The 17,488-nt window shown below is 60.5% G+C and carries 14 protein-coding genes and 1 pseudogene; 4 read left to right on the top strand and 11 right to left on the bottom strand.

Annotated features, from left to right (window positions below; translation table 11 throughout):
• Window positions 1-67 precede the first annotated feature (67 nt).
• Window positions 68-190, bottom strand: a complete 123-nt coding sequence (locus AB3G45_RS03495) for a hypothetical protein (RefSeq protein ID WP_367829348.1) — start codon at window positions 188-190, stop codon at window positions 68-70.
• Between the two features lie 145 nt (window positions 191-335).
• Here AB3G45_RS03495 and AB3G45_RS03490 point away from each other — a divergent pair, with 145 nt between their 5' ends.
• Complete coding sequence (locus AB3G45_RS03490) at window positions 336-737, top strand: hypothetical protein (protein WP_367829248.1); 402 nt, start codon at window positions 336-338, stop codon at window positions 735-737.
• On the opposite strand, the gene AB3G45_RS03485 is transcribed toward AB3G45_RS03490, so the two are convergent.
• The 3 genes from AB3G45_RS03485 to AB3G45_RS03475 are packed head-to-tail and all read right to left on the bottom strand — an operon-like array spanning window position 722 to window position 3,261.
• Complete coding sequence (locus AB3G45_RS03485; protein ID WP_367829247.1) at window positions 722-2,431, bottom strand: IS66 family transposase; 1,710 nt, start codon at window positions 2,429-2,431, stop codon at window positions 722-724. The two genes, AB3G45_RS03490 and AB3G45_RS03485, sit on opposite strands and share 16 nt — an antisense overlap.
• A 45-nt stretch (window positions 2,432-2,476) precedes the next feature.
• The gene (gene tnpB / locus AB3G45_RS03480; RefSeq protein WP_367829246.1) at window positions 2,477-2,830 is read right to left on the bottom strand and encodes an IS66 family insertion sequence element accessory protein TnpB; all 354 of its coding nucleotides are present in this window, start codon (window positions 2,828-2,830) and stop codon (window positions 2,477-2,479) included.
• Window positions 2,827-3,261 (bottom strand): transposase, encoded by a 435-nt coding sequence (locus tag AB3G45_RS03475; protein ID WP_367829245.1) that lies wholly within the window; start codon window positions 3,259-3,261, stop codon window positions 2,827-2,829. The genes tnpB and AB3G45_RS03475 overlap by 4 nt, the downstream gene beginning before the upstream one ends.
• Window positions 3,262-3,391: 130 nt before the next feature.
• On the opposite strand from AB3G45_RS03475, the gene AB3G45_RS03470 reads away from it, so the two are divergent.
• Entirely contained in the window at window positions 3,392-3,586 is a 195-nt protein-coding gene (locus tag AB3G45_RS03470) for a copper chaperone PCu(A)C (RefSeq protein ID WP_367829244.1), read from the top strand.
• Between the two features lie 193 nt (window positions 3,587-3,779).
• Here AB3G45_RS03470 and AB3G45_RS03465 read toward each other — a convergent pair whose 3' ends face one another.
• From AB3G45_RS03465 to AB3G45_RS03445, 5 genes are all read right to left on the bottom strand, one after another.
• Window positions 3,780-6,098, bottom strand: coding sequence for a putative bifunctional diguanylate cyclase/phosphodiesterase (locus AB3G45_RS03465; RefSeq protein ID WP_367829243.1), 2,319 nt, complete (start codon window positions 6,096-6,098; stop codon window positions 3,780-3,782).
• Window positions 6,095-8,203 (bottom strand): putative bifunctional diguanylate cyclase/phosphodiesterase, encoded by a 2,109-nt coding sequence (locus AB3G45_RS03460; protein WP_367829242.1) that lies wholly within the window; start codon window positions 8,201-8,203, stop codon window positions 6,095-6,097. The genes AB3G45_RS03465 and AB3G45_RS03460 overlap by 4 nt, the downstream gene beginning before the upstream one ends.
• Window positions 8,204-8,366: 163 nt before the next feature.
• Window positions 8,367-10,256 carry a methyl-accepting chemotaxis protein gene (locus AB3G45_RS03455; protein ID WP_367829241.1) on the bottom strand — a complete coding sequence of 630 codons (1,890 nt, stop codon included), beginning with the start codon at window positions 10,254-10,256 and terminating at the stop codon, window positions 8,367-8,369.
• A gap of 4 nt (window positions 10,257-10,260) precedes the next feature.
• Window positions 10,261-10,635 carry a hypothetical protein gene (locus tag AB3G45_RS03450; protein WP_367829240.1) on the bottom strand — a complete coding sequence of 125 codons (375 nt, stop codon included), beginning with the start codon at window positions 10,633-10,635 and terminating at the stop codon, window positions 10,261-10,263.
• Window positions 10,636-11,560: 925 nt separating this feature from the next.
• Window positions 11,561-12,013, bottom strand: coding sequence for an NUDIX hydrolase (locus AB3G45_RS03445; protein WP_367829239.1), 453 nt, complete (start codon window positions 12,011-12,013; stop codon window positions 11,561-11,563).
• A gap of 619 nt (window positions 12,014-12,632) precedes the next feature.
• Between AB3G45_RS03445 and AB3G45_RS03440 the strand changes: the two genes are divergently transcribed.
• Complete coding sequence (locus AB3G45_RS03440) at window positions 12,633-12,986, top strand: PTS sugar transporter subunit IIA (RefSeq protein ID WP_367829238.1); 354 nt, start codon at window positions 12,633-12,635, stop codon at window positions 12,984-12,986.
• 151 nt (window positions 12,987-13,137) lie between these two features.
• Here the strand turns inward: AB3G45_RS03440 and AB3G45_RS03435 are convergent.
• Window positions 13,138-15,390, bottom strand: a pseudogene (locus AB3G45_RS03435) (methyl-accepting chemotaxis protein).
• A 395-nt stretch (window positions 15,391-15,785) separates the two neighbouring features.
• Complete coding sequence (locus tag AB3G45_RS03430) at window positions 15,786-16,037, bottom strand: hypothetical protein (RefSeq protein ID WP_367829237.1); 252 nt, start codon at window positions 16,035-16,037, stop codon at window positions 15,786-15,788.
• Window positions 16,038-16,272: 235 nt separating this feature from the next.
• Between AB3G45_RS03430 and AB3G45_RS03425 the strand changes: the two genes are divergently transcribed.
• Entirely contained in the window at window positions 16,273-17,487 is a 1,215-nt protein-coding gene (locus AB3G45_RS03425) for a M24 family metallopeptidase (protein ID WP_367829236.1), read from the top strand.
• The last annotated feature ends 1 nt before the right edge of the window (window position 17,488 follow it).

Here is a 17,488-nt window from a genome sequence, read left to right as displayed (position 1 = left end):
GCCGCCCGACGGCCCAGGATTGGACTTCTTCTGGCAGGATCCGCCGGCATTGCATGAGATAGATCGATTACCAGGCGTGTAGCGTATCGGTCAATTCCACATCCTCAACGAGAATGTTGTTCTCGTCGTTGAGATCGAATCTGCGCCAGTCCATGCTCACCGAGCCGATCAGCGTGATTTCCCCGTCCATTGTCACCGTCTTGGCGTGAAGCAGCCCGGTCATCATTGCGGGCGGAGAAGACAATGGCCGTCTCGACGCCTCGGTTTGCGCAGGCGCAGAGCGCGGCCTGAATGGCCGCGTCCGGAACGTAATAGGGTGTCGTGATGAAGAGCGAGTGCTTCGCCACATAGATGAGGGTCTCGAACATTTCCGGCATGGCCGAATTGCGGAAGGTGGGGCCGGTGGCGATGACCTGCGCGGTGAAGCCGGACTTCGTCCCCGCCATCGGCCGGCGCAGGAGATCTCCGATGTCACCGCCGCCATTGCCCATCCAGTCGCTGGCGAAGAGATGCTGGTTCTGCCGCACCACCGGCCCCTCGAAACGCATCAATACGTCGACCCAGAGGGCGAACTTCGCCTTGGACAGGAATTCGGGATCAGCGCAGTTCTGGCTGCCGCAATAGATGATGCGGTTGTCGATGACGGCGATATCCATACGCCGGGAACCGCGGAACTGGGTCGCGTGCGCGGATCATTGCTGATGTATGATGCGGATAAGATTCAGGCAGTGATCTGAGCAGAGGCTTTTTCGGCCTGGCGCAGGCTTTTCCACTCCCATGGGAGCAGTTCGTGCAAGCGGGAGACGGGCAGATCGGCGATGCGGGCGAAGACATCGGCAAGCCATGCCTTTGGGTCGACATCGTTGAGGCGGCATGTGGTGATGACGGTCAGCATGACGGCGGCACGATCGGCTCCACGCTGGGAACCGGCGAACGTCCAGTTCCGCCTTCCTAACGCGATACCTCTCAGCGCCCGTTCCGCGGCGTTATTCGTGAGACAAACCCTTCCGTCTTGGAGGAAAAGGGCAAAGCCCTCCCAGCGCTTGAGCATGTAATCGATCGGCTCGATGACCTCGGACGATCTGCTGAGCGTGGCGCGTTCCTTCGTCAACCACTGACGCATCTCATCGAACAGCGGCTTGCTCTTCTGTTGCCGCACGACCAGTCGTTCTTCGGCGCTCAAACCGTTGATCTGGCGCTCGATTTCGAACAACTCGTCATAGCGCTTGACGGCTTCCAATGCGATCGGTGAGATCGGCTTACCTTTACGCTTGTGATCGCGGGCATTTTTCTGGATATCGGCCAGCGCAAAGAATTTCCGACGCGAGTGGGCATGGCAAAAGGCAAAGGTGATCGGCGCCGTCTTTGTCTCGGCGACAGCGAGCGGCTCGAAGCCATTGTAGCAGTCGCTCTGTAGAATACCGCCATACTCGGCCAGGTGCTTCTGTGGATGTTCGCCGCGCCGGTCACTCGACGCATAATAGATCGCCGCCGGCGCAGCAGTTCCCCCGAACGGCTGGTCGTCCCGGATGTAGGTCCATATTCGCCCGGTTACGCATTTGCCCTTGGCCTGGATCGGGATGGTCGTGTCGTCACCATGCAATCGCTCGGCCGCGAAGACATGCTTCTCGATCAGGTCGTAGACCGGCATGAGGGCCGCCGTTCCAAATCCGACCTGATCGGCCAGCGTCGAGGTCGACAGGTCTATGCCCTCACATTTGAATCTTGTGCTCTGGCGGTTCAGCGGACTGTGCATCCCAAATTTGTCGAAGACGATCGTCGCCAGCAGATGCGGACCGATGAAGCCGCGCGGCGTGGCATGGAACGGTGCTGGCGCCTGGCTGATCGCCTCGCAATCGCGGCAGGTAAATTTCTCCCGAACCGTCTCGATCACCTTGAAGCGGCGCGGTATCTCCTCCAGCGTTTCGTTGACATCCTCGCCCAGCTTCGACAGGCGCGACCCGCCGCAGCAAGCACAGACGGTCGGAGGATCGATCACCACGCGCTCGCGCTCGGCATCCTCCGGCCAGGGTTTGCGAACCGGCCGTTTGCGTGTGAACGAACGCACACTCGAAGCTCTGGCGGCAGCAGCCTGGGCCGCCACTTCAGCCTCCGTCGCGGCCATCACGAGTTCTTCGAGCTGTAATTCCATCTGGTCGATCACACGCGCCGTACGCTCGGATCTCTGACCGCGCAGTTCGCGCCGGAGCTTTTCGATCGCCAGTTCCAGACTGACGATCAGCGCCTCACTGTCCGACAGCATGGCCTGCGCATTGGCGGCTTGCGCTACCGCGATGTCGCGCTCGGCGATGACGGTGTCGCGCTCGGCGGCAACGACATCGCGTTCAGCCTGAAGGATCGCACGCTCGGAAAGCAGCGCCAGATAGGCGTTTGCAAGGTCCGCAGGGAGATCGGAAGGCTTCGATACCATGAAACCATACCATCATATTCTATCAATATTTTCAATGAAGTAATACTATCCGACCTTCGTCGGACGAAAGGTTTCCTGCGGATGGCGCCAATCAATTCCGGACAACAAATAAGAAAGCTGCGCAGGCGATATAGCGATCGCGCCGCCCTCCGCAGACGGCCAGACGAACCGGCCGCGGTCCAACTTCTTTGTAAAAAGGCAGCTCCCCTGGCCGTCACTCCAGATCACTTTTATCAGCGTTCCGCTGCGACCGCGGAACACAAAAAGATTACCGTCCAAAGGGTTCAGTTTCAGCACCTCCTGCACCCGCAACGCAAGGGATGGAAACCCACACCGCATGTCGGTATGGCCCGTTGCAATCCACACCCGCACATTTTGACCGGAAGGAAGCGTGATCACCGCAACGTCTCCAGCCCCCGCATGATCCGCAATAGCGCATCAACGTCGACGCTGCCGTCCACGACCACACGGCGGCCGTTCGCTGCAACAATCTCCATGCGACCGGAAGCAGACGCCACCGGATGCTCCATCGCAGCAGGCACAGTAACCTGCTTCACCGGTACAAAAGTTTCCGGCATGACGAGCGCCGGCACAAAACCATCGGTTTGTTTCTGGCCGTGCAAACCCTGGCGAACCGATTTGCGCCAACGGTTCAACAGGGAGCGGCTGATGCCGTACTGACGGGCCGTGGCCGACGCACGGCCTCTCCCCGCAAAGCTTTCTGCGACAATCCGCAGCTTCTCATCTTCCGTAAATCGACGCCGCCGTCCGGTGTGGATCACCTCGAGACGGCTCACCCGTGACCCGATGTCTCCTTCCAAAATCTCCATCCGTCAAACTGTCCTTATGCATGGGAATAAGGACAGGGTCTGAACAGTTTTACGCAATATTCAAAGGCGGTCGCGCTCGGACGGATACGGCGTCCCCGATGCCCATATCGATCATCCCTACGCACGCGCCATGCTGCCCGGCACCAAGGTTGGCGGCTGTTATCTCAAGGTCACCAATAATGGCGCCGAAGACGGGCTGGTGAGTGCAACGGCCGAACGCGCGGGAACTGTCCAGCTTTACGAAATGCAAATGGACGGCGGTAACATGGTGATGCGAAAGATCAAGACGGCATCGCCCTTCCCGCCCGTTCGATCGTGGAGCTGAAGCCCGCCAGTATCGCGTCATGTTCATGAACGAACGGACGAAGACGTTGATGTTCTCCACCGAGGTCACATGACTGACACAACCGGTCGTTGGAGCCGAGATGCATCTCCTTCGCATTCGCTCCGTGGTGTAGACAAACGGTTGCGAGAATGGTGGGCGATCAAGAAGCCTGACTCCGCCAATGGCAGCGCGCTCAGGCGGCGACAACCTTCTTCGCTGCTTCGTTCAACCTCTCAACGATCGGGGCGTCCCGTCCGTTTGGAGCCGGTCTGCCACAGAGATAGCCTTGAACCTCCGTGCATCCCTCCTCGCGAATGCGATCGAACTGCGCCTGCGTCTCGACACCTTCGGCAACGGTGGTGACGCCGAGACGCTTGCCGAGATCGGCAACAGCCTTGACCACGGCCGCGCTTTCCGGCCGATCGACAGCCTCCTTCACGAACGAACCGTCGATCTTGATCTTGTCGAAGGGGAAGATGCGCAGATGAGCAAGCGAGGAGTAACCGGTCCCGAAATCATCGAGCGCGACCCGCACGCCCATGTCCCGCAGCCGGCGAAGGTCATCCATCGCAAATGCTTCCGTTCCGAGCAGTGCGGTTTCCGTGACTTCAATTTCCAACCGGTCGGGGGACAGGCCGGAAGTGACCAGGGCAGAAAGCACGGTTTGGGCAAGCGTGCCCTTGCCGAGCTGGCTGGCCGAGATGTTGACGGCCACGCGCGCCCCGTCCTTACGTCCCACGGCATCCCGGCACGCCTGATCGAGCACGAAATCACCGATCTGGTCGATCAGGCTGCTTTGCTCAGCGATTGGGATGAACTCGCCGGGCGAAACCCACCCCCGTTGCGGATGGTGCCAGCGGATCAGCGCCTCGCGGGCCGTCACCTTGCCCGTCTCGATATTGACGATGGGCTGATAGAAGACGAACAGGCCGCTTTTCGTGTCGAGGGCCTTGCGCAGCTTTGCCTCCAGCCGCACACGCTCCTGGACGCGGGTCTCCATGGCCGGCAAGAAGATATGCGCCTGTGCCTTGCCGGCGGCCTTGGCCGCGTAGAGCGCCAGGTCGGCGCGGGCAAACAGCGCGTCGGCACTCTCCCCATGCTCCGGCGCAAGCGCGATACCTATGGACGCGCCGAGCTGGATGCTCCTGTCATGGTCGAGGTCGTAGGGCTCGCTCAGGGCCTCGATAATCTTGCCGGCGAGGGTCATCGCGGATTCGGCGCTGTTATGCGGGACGAGCACCGCGAACTCATCTCCGCCGAGGCGGCCGACCGTCATGGCCGGACCGTTGCAGATCGCGCGCAGGCGGCTGGCGACCTGGCCGAGCAGGATGTCACCGACAGGATGACCTCTCGTGTCATTGATGAGCTTGAAGCCGTCGAGGTCGAGATAGAGCAGGCCGATGCGATTGCCGGGCGTGGCGAGGCCCTTGGCCAGCTCCTCGCGGAAGGTGACGCGATTGGGAAGCCCGGTCAGCGCGTCGTAGTGGGCGAGCTGGCGGATGCGGCTTTCGGCCTCGACTTCCCTGGTGACCAGCGCCCAGGTGAGCATCGGACCGATATAGCTGCCGTCATCGGCCATGACCGGCGAAACCTTCAGGTCCAGCACTTCCGGCCCAACCTTTATGCGGACGCTATGCGGCAGATTCTTTGGATCGGCCAGGAGGCGGCGTTGATGATGCGGGTTTTTATGGAAGACGTCGATGCAGGTGCCGACTAACTTGTCGGCTTCGATCGGTAACAGGTGCTCGATCTTGCGGATCAGTTCCTTCGAGGTCTCGTTGGCATAGGTGATGTTGAGCGTTTCCGGATCGGCCGTCATCACGGCGACCGGCATGTCGTCGATCATCCTCAGCAGCCGGCTTTGTTCTTCGTTCTTGCGGCGGGCTTCGGTCTGGGCGTTCACCATGGACGCGAAGTCACGCTGGTTGATGCTCAGGATCACCAACATACCGATGGAGACGAGCGCTATGTTGACGGATGCCGCAATGAAGGTCGGCTGGCCTGTCGCGGCGAAAAAGAAGATGAAGGCGCCATTGACGATGGTGGTCACGATCAGCGCAGCCGAGCGCAGGTGCATCAGGCTGAAGATGCAGGAGATTACCGTAATGGCCATATAGAAGGCCAGGTGCGATCGCGTGTAAGCGCCGCCATAGGGGAACAGCAGGAACGACCAGCCCGTGAAGGCGAAGGCGATGCCGAACGCGAGATAGTTCACACGCTTGAGGGCGTGCAGGGCCGTTTCTGGCGTTGGCTCGACATGGCGCGATTTCCACCAATGCAGCACGCGCACGGCGCAGACGAGCGTCAGCACGGCCGGTATCCCGACCGTGAGCCAAAGCGGTGCGATCGCCATATGCGTGGTAGAGACGGCCCAGGTGCTCGACAGCAGGATGAGATACATCAGCGGCATTTGTCGGGAGAAGGCGCGATACTGCGCCTTGAGCAGATCCGGATTGTCGGCAGGAACCGCTCTAGTTCTAACGATCCGGTCGAACATGTCTTGCACTGTCATCTGCCGCCTCTAACAGCAATGGGGCCGGGATCGGCGGGCGTCCCGGACTCCCGGGAGCCATTCCTGCCTTGATCGGCGTTCAGCGTGATCTGCCCGCTGCCGACGATCTCGGAAAGAACGGCCGGGTGACCGAGCAGGAAGCCTTGTGCTTCCTCGCAGCCTTCGGCGTTCAGCATGGAAAGCTGGTCGTAGGTTTCGATGCCTTCCGCCAGAACCGGGATGCCGAAGGTCTTTCCAAGCGCGAGTACAGCGCGAATGATGGCGGTCGTCTGCGGATTGGCGGACGTCGACGAGAAGAAGGAACGGTCGATCTTGATCTTATCGAAGGGGAAGGCGCGCAGCGTATCGAGCGAGGAATAGCCGGTCCCGAAGTCATCGAGCGCGATGGAAACGCCGAGGCCCTTGATCTGGCGTAGCATGTGCAACGACCGTTCCCGGTCCGCGAAGATCGTTGATTCCGTCAACTCGAGCTCCAGCCGTTCGGGCGGCAGGCCAGTTTGAACCAGAACCTCCATGACGATGCGGGGCAAGTCGGCATGGACGAATTGCACGGCCGACAGGTTCACCGCGACCTTGTAGGGCTGTTCCCACGTCGCCGCTTCCGCGCAGGCCGTTCGCAGCACCCACTCCCCGATCGGCAGGATGAGGCCGTTTTCTTCGGCCAGGGGAATGAACTCGGTCGGGCCGATCGGGCCAAGCTGCGGATGCTCCCAACGCAACAGCGCCTCGTAACCGCGTATCTCCCCCGTCGAGACCGCCGTCTGCACCTGGTAGCGCAGTGAGAGTTCATGCCGGGTGAGCGCCTGGCGCAGATCGGCGGCCAGTGATCGGCGCGCCTTGATCTTCTCATCCATGCCTGCCTCATAGAAGCAGACGTTGCGCAGCGGATCGGCCTTCGCCCGATACATGGCGAGATCGGCATTGTTGATGAGGCTTTCTTTGTCGGAGGCATCGGTGGGGAAGACCGCCACGCCGAAGCTCGCCCCTGGTATGATCTCCGCGCCATCGAACAGGATCGGCTTGAACAGAGCCTCTCCAAGACGGACGAGCAAATCGGAGATGCCATGCGCATCGTCCATGCGATAAAGGGCCGAGAACTCATCGCCGCCTGTCCTGGCGACGAACTCTCGCTCATCCTCGCTCAGAAGGCTTTTAATGCGCCGGCCAAGGACGCGCAACACCTCGTCGCCAGCATTGTGGCCGCGCAGGTCGTTGATCTCCTTGAAGCGGTTGAGGTCGATGCCGACCAAAGCAAGCCTGCCCCTGCGTTCCAGGGCCAGCGACAGTTCGAGATCGAGGCGTTCATTGAAGTTGGCGCGGTTCGGCAGGCCGGTGAGCGTGTCGTTCAGCGCCAGGCGTCGCAGCCGTTCCATCGAGTCCGCCTGCGAGCTGTCATCGATCAAGTAGCTGACCAGTCCTGTCCCGACGATGACGAAAGACATGGCCGCGATGGCGATGGCGAGCGTCTGCAATGCCTCGGGGTTCGAGAACGAGCCATCCACCATCAACGGTTCGACGCGCAACGCGGTCATGCCGGTGAAATGCAGCGTGACGATAGCCAGGGCCAGCACGCCGGCCATGTAGGTGGGTGTGTGCCGGCCGGGGCGCATGGCAAGATGGAGCGCCAGCGCCGACAGGCCGACCGAAAGCACGATCGAAGCGACCAGATGGGGCATATCCCATGACACGATGCCCTGCACGCGATAGGCCATCATGCCGGTGTAGTGCATGGCCGCGATCGCCAGGCCGACGATGGCGCCGCCGAGGGCGGGTATGAAACCTGTCCAGCGGCTACCGGCAAGCACGAAGCCGATCGTGCTGCCGACAACGGCGATAAGCAGGGAAGCGACTGTCATAGCCGGATCAAATCCGACCGGCGCTCCGACGTCGAAGCTGAGCATGGCGACGAAATGGGTGCACCAGATCGCAACCCCGGCCGCGAGCGCCGTCATGAACAGCCAGCCATACCGTTGGCCGCCGGAGGTGCTGGTTGTCCGCTGGAACAGCCGAGCCGTCACCCATGAACCGACGACGCACAATAGCGCAGCCAGCAACACCAGCCACAGGTTGTGGTATTCGGCAATACATTCTATCACTGTCATCATTCGAAGATGCTTCCCAAGGCATCCGCCTCATTTAGAACACTGGTATTTCCACTTAGCTGGAATGTAGTTGAAACGGTATTAAGCATCGCAGCTGTTCTGTTTGTTCTCAATGTGCTGCGCGCGCGGACGGCGAGCCGCAAATTTGTCGTTAGCGCCGATATCTTCACGCTGCGCGCGCGGGCGACGTCCTCTCTAACCGCCGATGAAGACCTTCCCGGCCGGGTTCGAGGCGGAAATTGGCAAGCAGAGCCTTCAACTGTTCGGCCTGAGACGCGAGACTGCCACTCGCCGCAGACGTTTCCTCAACGATTGCCGCATTCTGTTGTGTGCCCTGGTCGATCGAGCTGACGGCCGTGTTGATTTCCCCGATCGCGGTCGATTGCTCGCGCGACGCCTCGACGATTGCGAGAACGTGTCCGCTGATCTCCTGCACATCCGCAATGATGGTCTGCAGGGCCTCGCCGGTCTCGGCAACGAGCGTCACGCCGGATTTGACCTCCTGGTCCGATTTGGCAATGAGTGCCTTGATTTCCTTTGCAGCACTGGCGGACCGTTGCGCCAGTTCGCGCACTTCCTGCGCAACGACGGCGAAGCCCTTCCCCGCCTCGCCGGCGCGCGCGGCTTCGACGCCGGCGTTGAGCGCCAGCAGGTTCGTTTGAAAGGCGATCTCATCCATCATGTCGGTGATGGAACCGATCGCGCGAGATGAGCGCTCGATCTCGCCCATCGTCGTCACCGCCTGTTGGACGATCGCTCCGGACTTCTCGGCGCTGGCCCTGGTCCGCGTGACGACGCTACCGGCTTCCTCGGCCCGCTTGGCGGAATTCGACACCGTTGTCGTGATCTGATTGAGCGCCGCGGCGGTTTCCTCGACCGAGGCGGCCTGATGTTCCGTGCGTTTCGCCAGGTCGTTGGCGGCCGAACTGACCTCGCCGGCCGCGCCATCGATGGACGATGCGTTTTGCGCCACTGTCTGCAAGGCGCTGCGCAGGGTCTCGACGGAATTGTTGAAGTCGCGCCGCAGCGTGTCGAGAGCCGGGATGAAGGGCTCCGTGATCTCGCATGTTAGGTTGCCGGCCGCAACCTGTCCGAGACCCGCACCGATCTCGTTCACGGCATGGACCCGTCCTGTAATATCGGTGGCGAACTTCACCACCTTGATGACGTTCCTGTCTTTATCGAAGATCGGGTTGTAGGATGCCTGGATCCAGACATCGCGCCCGCCCTTGCCGATGCGCTTGAACTCTTCCGCGACGAACTCGCCGCTGCGCAGCCGGTGCCAGAATTCGGCATAGTCCGGGCTCTGCTGGTATGCGGGCTCAACGAACATGCGATGATGGCGGCCGGCAATCTCGGCCAGCTGATAGCCGAGCGTGGACAGGAAATTCTCGTTGGCGTTCAGGATCTCGCCCTCCGGCGTGAACTCGATGACCGCCTGGGCGCGCGAGATTGCGGCAATCTTGCCCTGCGCATCGAGCGCGGTCGCCACCAGGCCGGTCGCCTTGTCGGCTTCTGTGCGCGCCTGCTCCTCATTGTCACGGGCAACGGAAAGAAGCTTGTGGGTCTGCTCGATCATCCAGACGAGAGCCACGGTTTCGAGCACGAGGATCACGGCGTGCAGGACCACCCGGCCGAGGCTTCCGCCGCCATAGAAAACCAGGGTGTCGAGGCTCATGCCGAGGCCCAGGTGATGCACCGCGACGAGCGCTGCCCCGAGCAGGATGACACGGATATCGTACATCAGGGCGCTGATCGCCAGGGCCGCGAAAAACGCCATGTGAATGTCGGTTTGCCAGGGATGACCCCGCGCGGCGATTAGCAGCGCCACGATCTCTGCCATCAGGACCGTCACGACCATGAGCCGCAGGGCGTCGCCCTGGCGCATCGCGGCGTAGGTCGCCCCGACCCCCAGGAGCCCGGCGACGGCGAGCGCGGAAGCCAGGCCGAAGGAACCCTGCACCGCCCAGTCGGTCGTGAGTGTGCCGAAGGCAAGAATGGCAACGATTGCGCAGAGGGCTATGGTAGAGAGCCTGCGGACGTGGTCGAGTGTCATGGGATCACCTTGAAACTGGTTGAGCTTGTGATGTCAGCGGCTCACAGAGACCCCTTGCCGCAAGGGTAAAAAGTGCACCTCCCGAACGGACGCGCGAGGCGAATTCCGGGTCGGGCGCGTAGGCGACGACGATGTTTGAGAATCGGGAAGGTGCGACGATCGAGCCGCCGGAGGCTACGACGATCTGCCACGCGGTCATTTCGTCGGTGAGGATGGGAAACACGACCGCCATTTGTCCGGTCGATGGCGGCGCATAGTCCGCAGCGAGAAGGCCGGCCGCCGTCAGCAGCGCCATAACCATGGCGGGCATGGAAGGCGGTAAAAAACGCGCCACCCCCTGTGTTGCCTCACGATGATTTCTGCCCTGCAGAACCCCCATGGCCCCCGGCCCTCCTCAGATGATCCGTGTCGTCATGCGTCCGTTGAACGCACGTGCCGTTCTCATTCGGCGACATTCGCGGCATCATGCCGAGGTATTAGCAGTGGGGAGATTGAGGTGGGCGCCAAATCAGGCCCATCCACTGGAAGGAAAATGCGATGCGCGCCTGTCTTCCATTCCTCACCCCTGGCAATCAGGAGCCTAGTAATCCGACAATGCTCGGCCCCATCGAGCTTTGATTGGAATCGGGCGTTAAACGGTGGGCGCCGAACCTGTATGCCGGGGATTACTAAACCCTGGGTCCGCGCGCACGGTCCCAAACATCATTCAACACTAAAGTAGTTAACGATTTGACGCTTCGCGCTTCAGGACGCCGCCTACGCGCTGCAAAGCTTATGAACAAGCGATGGTGCTCACGAAATCAGTTGCACTTCTTGCTGCATCTAGAGTGACGTGAGGATTTCGAGCATGAATTACTTCTTCCTGAGCTGACACCCATGATTTCTTCCCTCCAAGGCAATGTAACCTCACCCACCTCCACGATTATCTCTCAGTCGATATGATCGACTATCTCACCAAGGCAAAAGCTATTTATCCCACGCAGTAATATATCAGTTTGGACCATGCCTAGTGAGCTTAGGTCGGCTCGGTTCGTCTGTAACCGCAATCAGCTAGCCTGTTTATCCAAACTTATAGAGCGTAACGTCTAAGTGCGCTTCATCTACGTTACATTGGAAATCAGATCATGAGCGTGTCCGCTGAACGGAGGAACCATGTGCAACGATTTGTTTGATTGCGAATGGCCCCTCGCAACTAGGCATCTTCCACATGCACGTTCAGTTTTTTCCTGTTCATTTCCACATCCTCCAATGCTCCTGAGCGAATCGTTATGTCGTCCCTCCTTCCCTATAAGACGATGGCGCTTTCAGGAGGGTTGTACGGCGCATATAGCCCGTGCTAGCTCCGCATTCTGCACCATGCCCGCCGCCTCCTCCGGATCGAACCAGGCCCGCATCCGCTGAGCGCGTTCGGGCCAGTTCGTCAGCGTGCCGCGCACGCGCAGGCCGAACAGGGTCACATGACAACGCTGCTGTGTCCCGTCGGCTACCTCCCTGGCATAGCGATAGCCCGCCAGAGGGTGCGTCAGGATATCGCCGATCACGCCGGCCTCTGCGAAAGCGTCCATCGCCGCCGAAAGATAGGGCGGCCTATCCTTCCGGGGCAGTCCTTTCGGCACGACCCAGCGCCCGCGCCCCCGCGACGTCACGAGCAACACGCGCATGCGGCCACGCCGGTCCTTCCGCCAGGGTATCACTCCATATTGTTGCAACACCCCGGCGGGCACGCCACCAGCCTGCTCCCTCACCGCGCCCATCATGGCCGTCCTCCCGCAGAGCCGGCCCGGCGTACGGCTCGGTCATCCCCGCACAGGAGCGGCAAGCCGGCGTGAACAACACTCAGCCGCTTGCACCACGGGCAGCGACGGGCAGCGCGCGGCAGGGGACGGTTGCAGGAAATGCAGAATCGCAAGGAAAGGGGATGTCTCATGGATACGCTCCATCTGCGCGACGCAATGGCATCGCTGAAATGAACCGCAATCTTCAAAATTCCCGGAGCAGGCTATGTGCGGCATTCAAGAAATGGGAAAACGCCGCTCCGGGTCGAAACACGTGCTTCGCCGGCAAGCCTCGACACCTTGATGAACGTTTCCATGCACATGCCAGTGATGTGGGGTCGTCGGCCAGACAAAGCAAGACACGCCGGATTTTTCTTTTTTTTCAGTTATTTGACTTTCCCATCTCTGTGGCCGATAGTCGCTCAATGAACACGCATCGCGCCGGCCACGAAACTAGGCCACGTCTGCTCATGTGCTCCTGACCCTGGCCGGCCCGTCCCAATATGTCCATGTAAGCCGGCTGCGGCCCGCCTCTTCCAAGGCGCGGGCGACCGCGCGCAGGACCGGATCGGCTCGCATCGGATGCCTATTGGAGATCGCAATGGACAATCACACACCGTTTCTCGCCATGGACATATCACTGGCCGCCATCGAGCCGCACAAGGAAGCGGCGATCGCCCTTGCGGCCGACCGGCTCACGAAGAAAGCCGGTATCGCATACGGGGACGTCAAAGCCGCGCTCATGGGCAGGGAAGCACTCGGCTCCACCGCCCTCGGCCGGGGCATTGCCATGCCCCATGCGATGGTGCAGGCTTGCTCTCGCCCCCCCCTGTGCACTCATCGACCTGGCAACGCCGGTCGATTTCGACGCGCCGGACAGCGTCGACGTGATGCTGGCGCTGATCTGGCCTCAGAGCGGGATCAAAGTTACGGCACTCCGACAACGAGAAAGTGAAGAAGCTTGGAAAAACAGGCCTTCGTCTGGATAACGATCTTCGGCGACGACCCGGTTAACCGAGATAGCGAGAGCAACGTTCGTGTTTTTGCACTATCCAGGCTCAGAACTCTTTCCAGTCGTCCTGGGTAAGTTCGCGGTCGCCGGCGAGTTACACAATCGCGCGCGCCGGCCGCACCGAGACTCGGTTTGTCCGTTTCGGCTCGTGCGTCGCCGTAGATGATTTCGGTCCTGTACGGAAGCGGGAGATGAGCGACTGCAATGCTTTGGCTTCTTCATTCAGCGAGACACTGGCCGCCGTGGCTTCCTCCACCATCGCAGCGTTCTGCTGCGTAACCTGGTCCATTTGATTAACGGCGGAGTTGATCTCCTTGAGGCCTACTGCCTGCTCCGACGCCGACGACGAGATTTGATTGATCAGATCGTTTATCTGGACGACCTGTTCGGCGATACGCTCCAGTGCATTGCCGGCTCGGCCGACAAGGTCGACGCCATCGCGAACCTGCGTTTCGGAGCCATTAATCAGGTTCTTAATCTCCTTGGCGGCTTGTGCCGAGCGCTGTGCGAGTTCTCGGACCTCCTGGGCGACCACAGCAAAGCCCTTTCCGGCTTCGCCTGCACGAGCAGCCTCCACACCAGCGTTCAGCGCCAGCAGATTGGTCTGGAAGGCGATCTCATCGATGACACCGATGATGTTGGAGATTTCGCCGGACGACTCCTCGATACTCTTCATTGCGGCGATCGCCTTCTTCACCACCGCGCCTGATCTGGCAGCATCGTTACTTGCGGTTGCGACCGACTGCGCAGCCGTGCGGGCATTTTCGGCACTGGAGTTGACCTGGGACGTCAGCTCATCGAGCGCAGCCGCCGTCTCCTCGAGACTTGCGGCCTGTTTTTCAGTGCGATGCGAGAGGTCGGCCGCGCCGGTGGAGATCTCGTTGGTGCCGTTACCGATGTTGGAGACCGACGCGTTGATCGTCTGGATCGTCTCCTCGAGGCTCGTCATGGCGGAGTTGAAATCGGTCTTGATCTTGGCGTACTCGCCAGGGAACTCGCCGGACAGGCGGTAGGACAGTTCGCCGGAAGACAGGCGGGCAAGCCCCTCGGCCAGCCGTGCGACGATGTTGCGCTGCAGCGTGCTGGAGGCTTGGCGCTCCGCCTCGGAGCGCCCACGCTCCTCTTCTGTCATAGACCGCTGGCTTTCGGCCTCGACTTCGAGGCGTTTCGCGTCAGTGAGTTGGTGGCGGAATCCTTCCAATGCCTTGGCGACCGCGCCCGTCTCATCGGTGCGCTCCTGGCCACGGACGGGCTCGGCATAGTTACCAGAGCTCAGCGTCTGGACGTCGTTTACAAGGATCGCGAGCGGCCTCTGAACGAAACGGCGGATGGCGACCCAGAGGCCGGCGAGCACGACGGCGAGCACGACCAGTCCGCCGACGGCCATCATGAAGGTCTGCTCCTTCACCGGCGCGTTGAATATCGAGTGCGGGATGTCCACCAGCACCACCCAGGTTGCGTTTACGTCCGGCAGAGCGATCGGATAGACGACGCGATCGAACGGCTCGTTGTTGTCGGAGGTGAGGTTCGGGATGAAACCCGCTTCCCGCGATGTGAGCGCTGCCTTGATAGCGTCGCTACCGGCTCCTTCGTAATCCTTCATCTCCATATCCGATCGCGGGGCAACCAGCCATTTGCCGGACTGGGTCAGGACCAGCACACGGCCCGAACCAAATGGTTTGAGTTCGGAGACCCGCTCGGCGAGCGTCGACAGGGAAACATCGATACCGCTGACGCCGATCAATTTGCCATTCGAATGGACGGGATAGGCGATTGACGAAATGGGAACGTTATCACCCGTGCCCGTCTCCAGGTAGGGCGCGGTCATGGCGCCCTTGCCGCTCCTGGCGGCGAGGGCGTACCAGGCACCCTCCGGATCGGATTCGAAGGTGGTCAAGGCGATGCCGTCCTTGCCCTTTGTCCAGTTGGGATTGAACATGCCGCTTTTGCTGCCGCCGAACTGCTTGTTGCCGATGTAGTCTGCGGCCTTGCCGTCAAAGGCGTCCTTGTCGGACGCAAACCAGCTTCCGAAGGCAAAGTCGTTTCGCTCCACATTGACCTTCAGGAGGTCTATGACGGTCTTGCGATCGAGGTATTCGCCTTGATGACCACTCCCGATGATGCCGGCGGTAGAGCGCGCAGCGCTTGCCAGCTCGCCGACCGCTCCTGCGATATCCGCGGCGATCGCGCGCGCCTCGATGTTCGCCTCATTGCGGATCAGCTATTGGATCCGCTCTCCGGATTGGGAAATCAGGACGAGGTTTGATGCCAGCAGAACGGCCGCGATCGTGCTGCCGGTCACTGCGATCAGCTTCGTCGCAAGCGACTTTGACTGTATGTTGAACATGAAATTCTCACAAGTTGAGACGTTCGCCGCGGAACCGCGGCGAGACATGATGCTATCGAGATGTGGGTGAGAGCTCCGTCATGGAGAATTGAACGCCGCAACCGGCCTTCGAGAGCAGTCCCTGCTCCCGCGAAGTTTGCATATGTCGTCTACTCAAGCATCGCCAATGCCGCTATTCTCGCCTATGGATTGGCTGTGCGCGGCTGATTTCCCACTCCGCTTTGTCTTCGGACCTAGAGCTGTTCCCAAGTAGCGCCAGATACGAAGCCAGATGGGCCGAAGCCCAAGGTGAGACGGAGATTCGGAATCCGCCGTTCTCCTGATTTCCGCCTGCCCCGAAAAACAAATGAATAACGGCATCAGCGTTCCTCCATGCCGTTTTGTTGAGACGCAGGTCAGCGGTCCCTGTCACTGTCCAGCTTGTAGGACTGCCCCTGAAAGAACGTCAGTGGGATACTGTCTTTCAATGGGTGCGCGTATACTCCCCTACCTATGCCGCAGATGAACATCCCCACAGACGCATCGTCCCAGCATATGTCCGGCTGCACGTCGCGCGGCGAGGCTTGAGACGACCGCCGCCCTTGGAAAAAAGCAGGCAGCGTCTTCCGGCTGCGGCTGTACAACATATCGATCGCATTGCGGATCATCGACGTCCTCCCACCTTGTCGGCAGAGTACGACCTATTGGAACTAGAAGGAAATTTGCATCTCAAATTCCTGTATTTCCAATACTTTGCTTAGGCGTCTCTTCCGAGCAGCCAACCGTACAAAGAGCCAAGGAAATAAACTTCCCAAATGCCCTCATCATATGAATAAATTTTTGTGATGGCGGAGAGACCTATAACGTCCCGATCATTCGATGTCCCGCAGATGGAGGAGCACAATGACGGACGACATGCTGCATGTGATGAAATGGCATAATGGCGAGAAGGAATATTCGCCCTTTTCCGACGAAGAGATGCGCCGCCGTCAGAGTGACGTGCGGCGCTGGATGGCGGAGAACGACGTCGATGCGGCGCTGTTCACCTCCTACCACTGCATCAACTACTATTCCGGTTGGCTCTACTGCTATTTCGGCCGCAAATACGGGATGGTCATCGACCAGGACAATGCCACAACCATCTCGGCCGGCATCGACGGCGGTCAACCGTGGCGTCGCAGCTTCGGCGACAACGTCACCTATACGGACTGGCGACGCGACAACTTCTATCAGGCCGTCCGGCAACTCACTCCGGGCGCCAGGCGCATCGGCATCGAGTTCGACCACGTCACGCTCGATTTCCGCCGCCACCTGGAGGAGGCGTTGCCGGGAGTGGAGTTTGTCGATGTCGGGCAGCCGTCGATGTGGATGCGCACGATCAAGTCGCTGGAGGAACAGAAGCTGATCCGCGAGGGTGCGCGCGTCTGCGATGTCGGCGGTGCGGCATGCGCGGCGGCCATCAAGGCAGGCGTGCCGGAACATGAGGTCGCGATCGCCACGACCAATGCGATGATCCGCGAGATCGCCAAGTCGCATCCCTTCGTCGAATTGATGGACACGTGGACGTGGTTCCAATCGGGCATCAACACGGACGGTGCGCACAATCCGGTGACCAACCGCGTCGTCCAGTCGGGCGACATCCTCTCACTCAACACGTTCCCGATGATCTTCGGCTACTATACGGCACTCGAGCGAACGCTGTTCTGCGATCATGTCGACGATGCGAGTCTCGACATCTGGGAAAAGAACGTCGCCGTTCATCGCCGCGGACTGAATCTCATCAGGCCCGGCGCGCGCTGCAAGGACATCGCCATCGAGCTGAACGAGATGTACCGGGAGTGGGATCTGCTTAAATACCGTTCCTTCGGCTACGGCCACTCCTTCGGCGTGCTCTGCCATTACTATGGCCGCGAGGCGGGTGTGGAATTGCGCGAGGACATCGACACGGTGCTGCAGCCGGGCATGGTGGTTTCCATGGAGCCGATGGTCATGCTGCCCGAGGGCGTCCCGGGCGCCGGCGGTTACCGCGAGCACGATATCCTGATCGTCACGGAGGACGGGGCGGAGAACATCACCGGATTCCCCTTCGGACCGGAGCACAACGTCATTCGCAACTGAA

This window comes from Shinella sp. S4-D37 (assembly GCF_040812195.1).
Taxonomy (GTDB): domain Bacteria; phylum Pseudomonadota; class Alphaproteobacteria; order Rhizobiales; family Rhizobiaceae; genus Shinella.
Note: the sequence above shows the minus strand (reverse complement) of the source record. Positions and strands in the feature narration are given on the sequence as shown.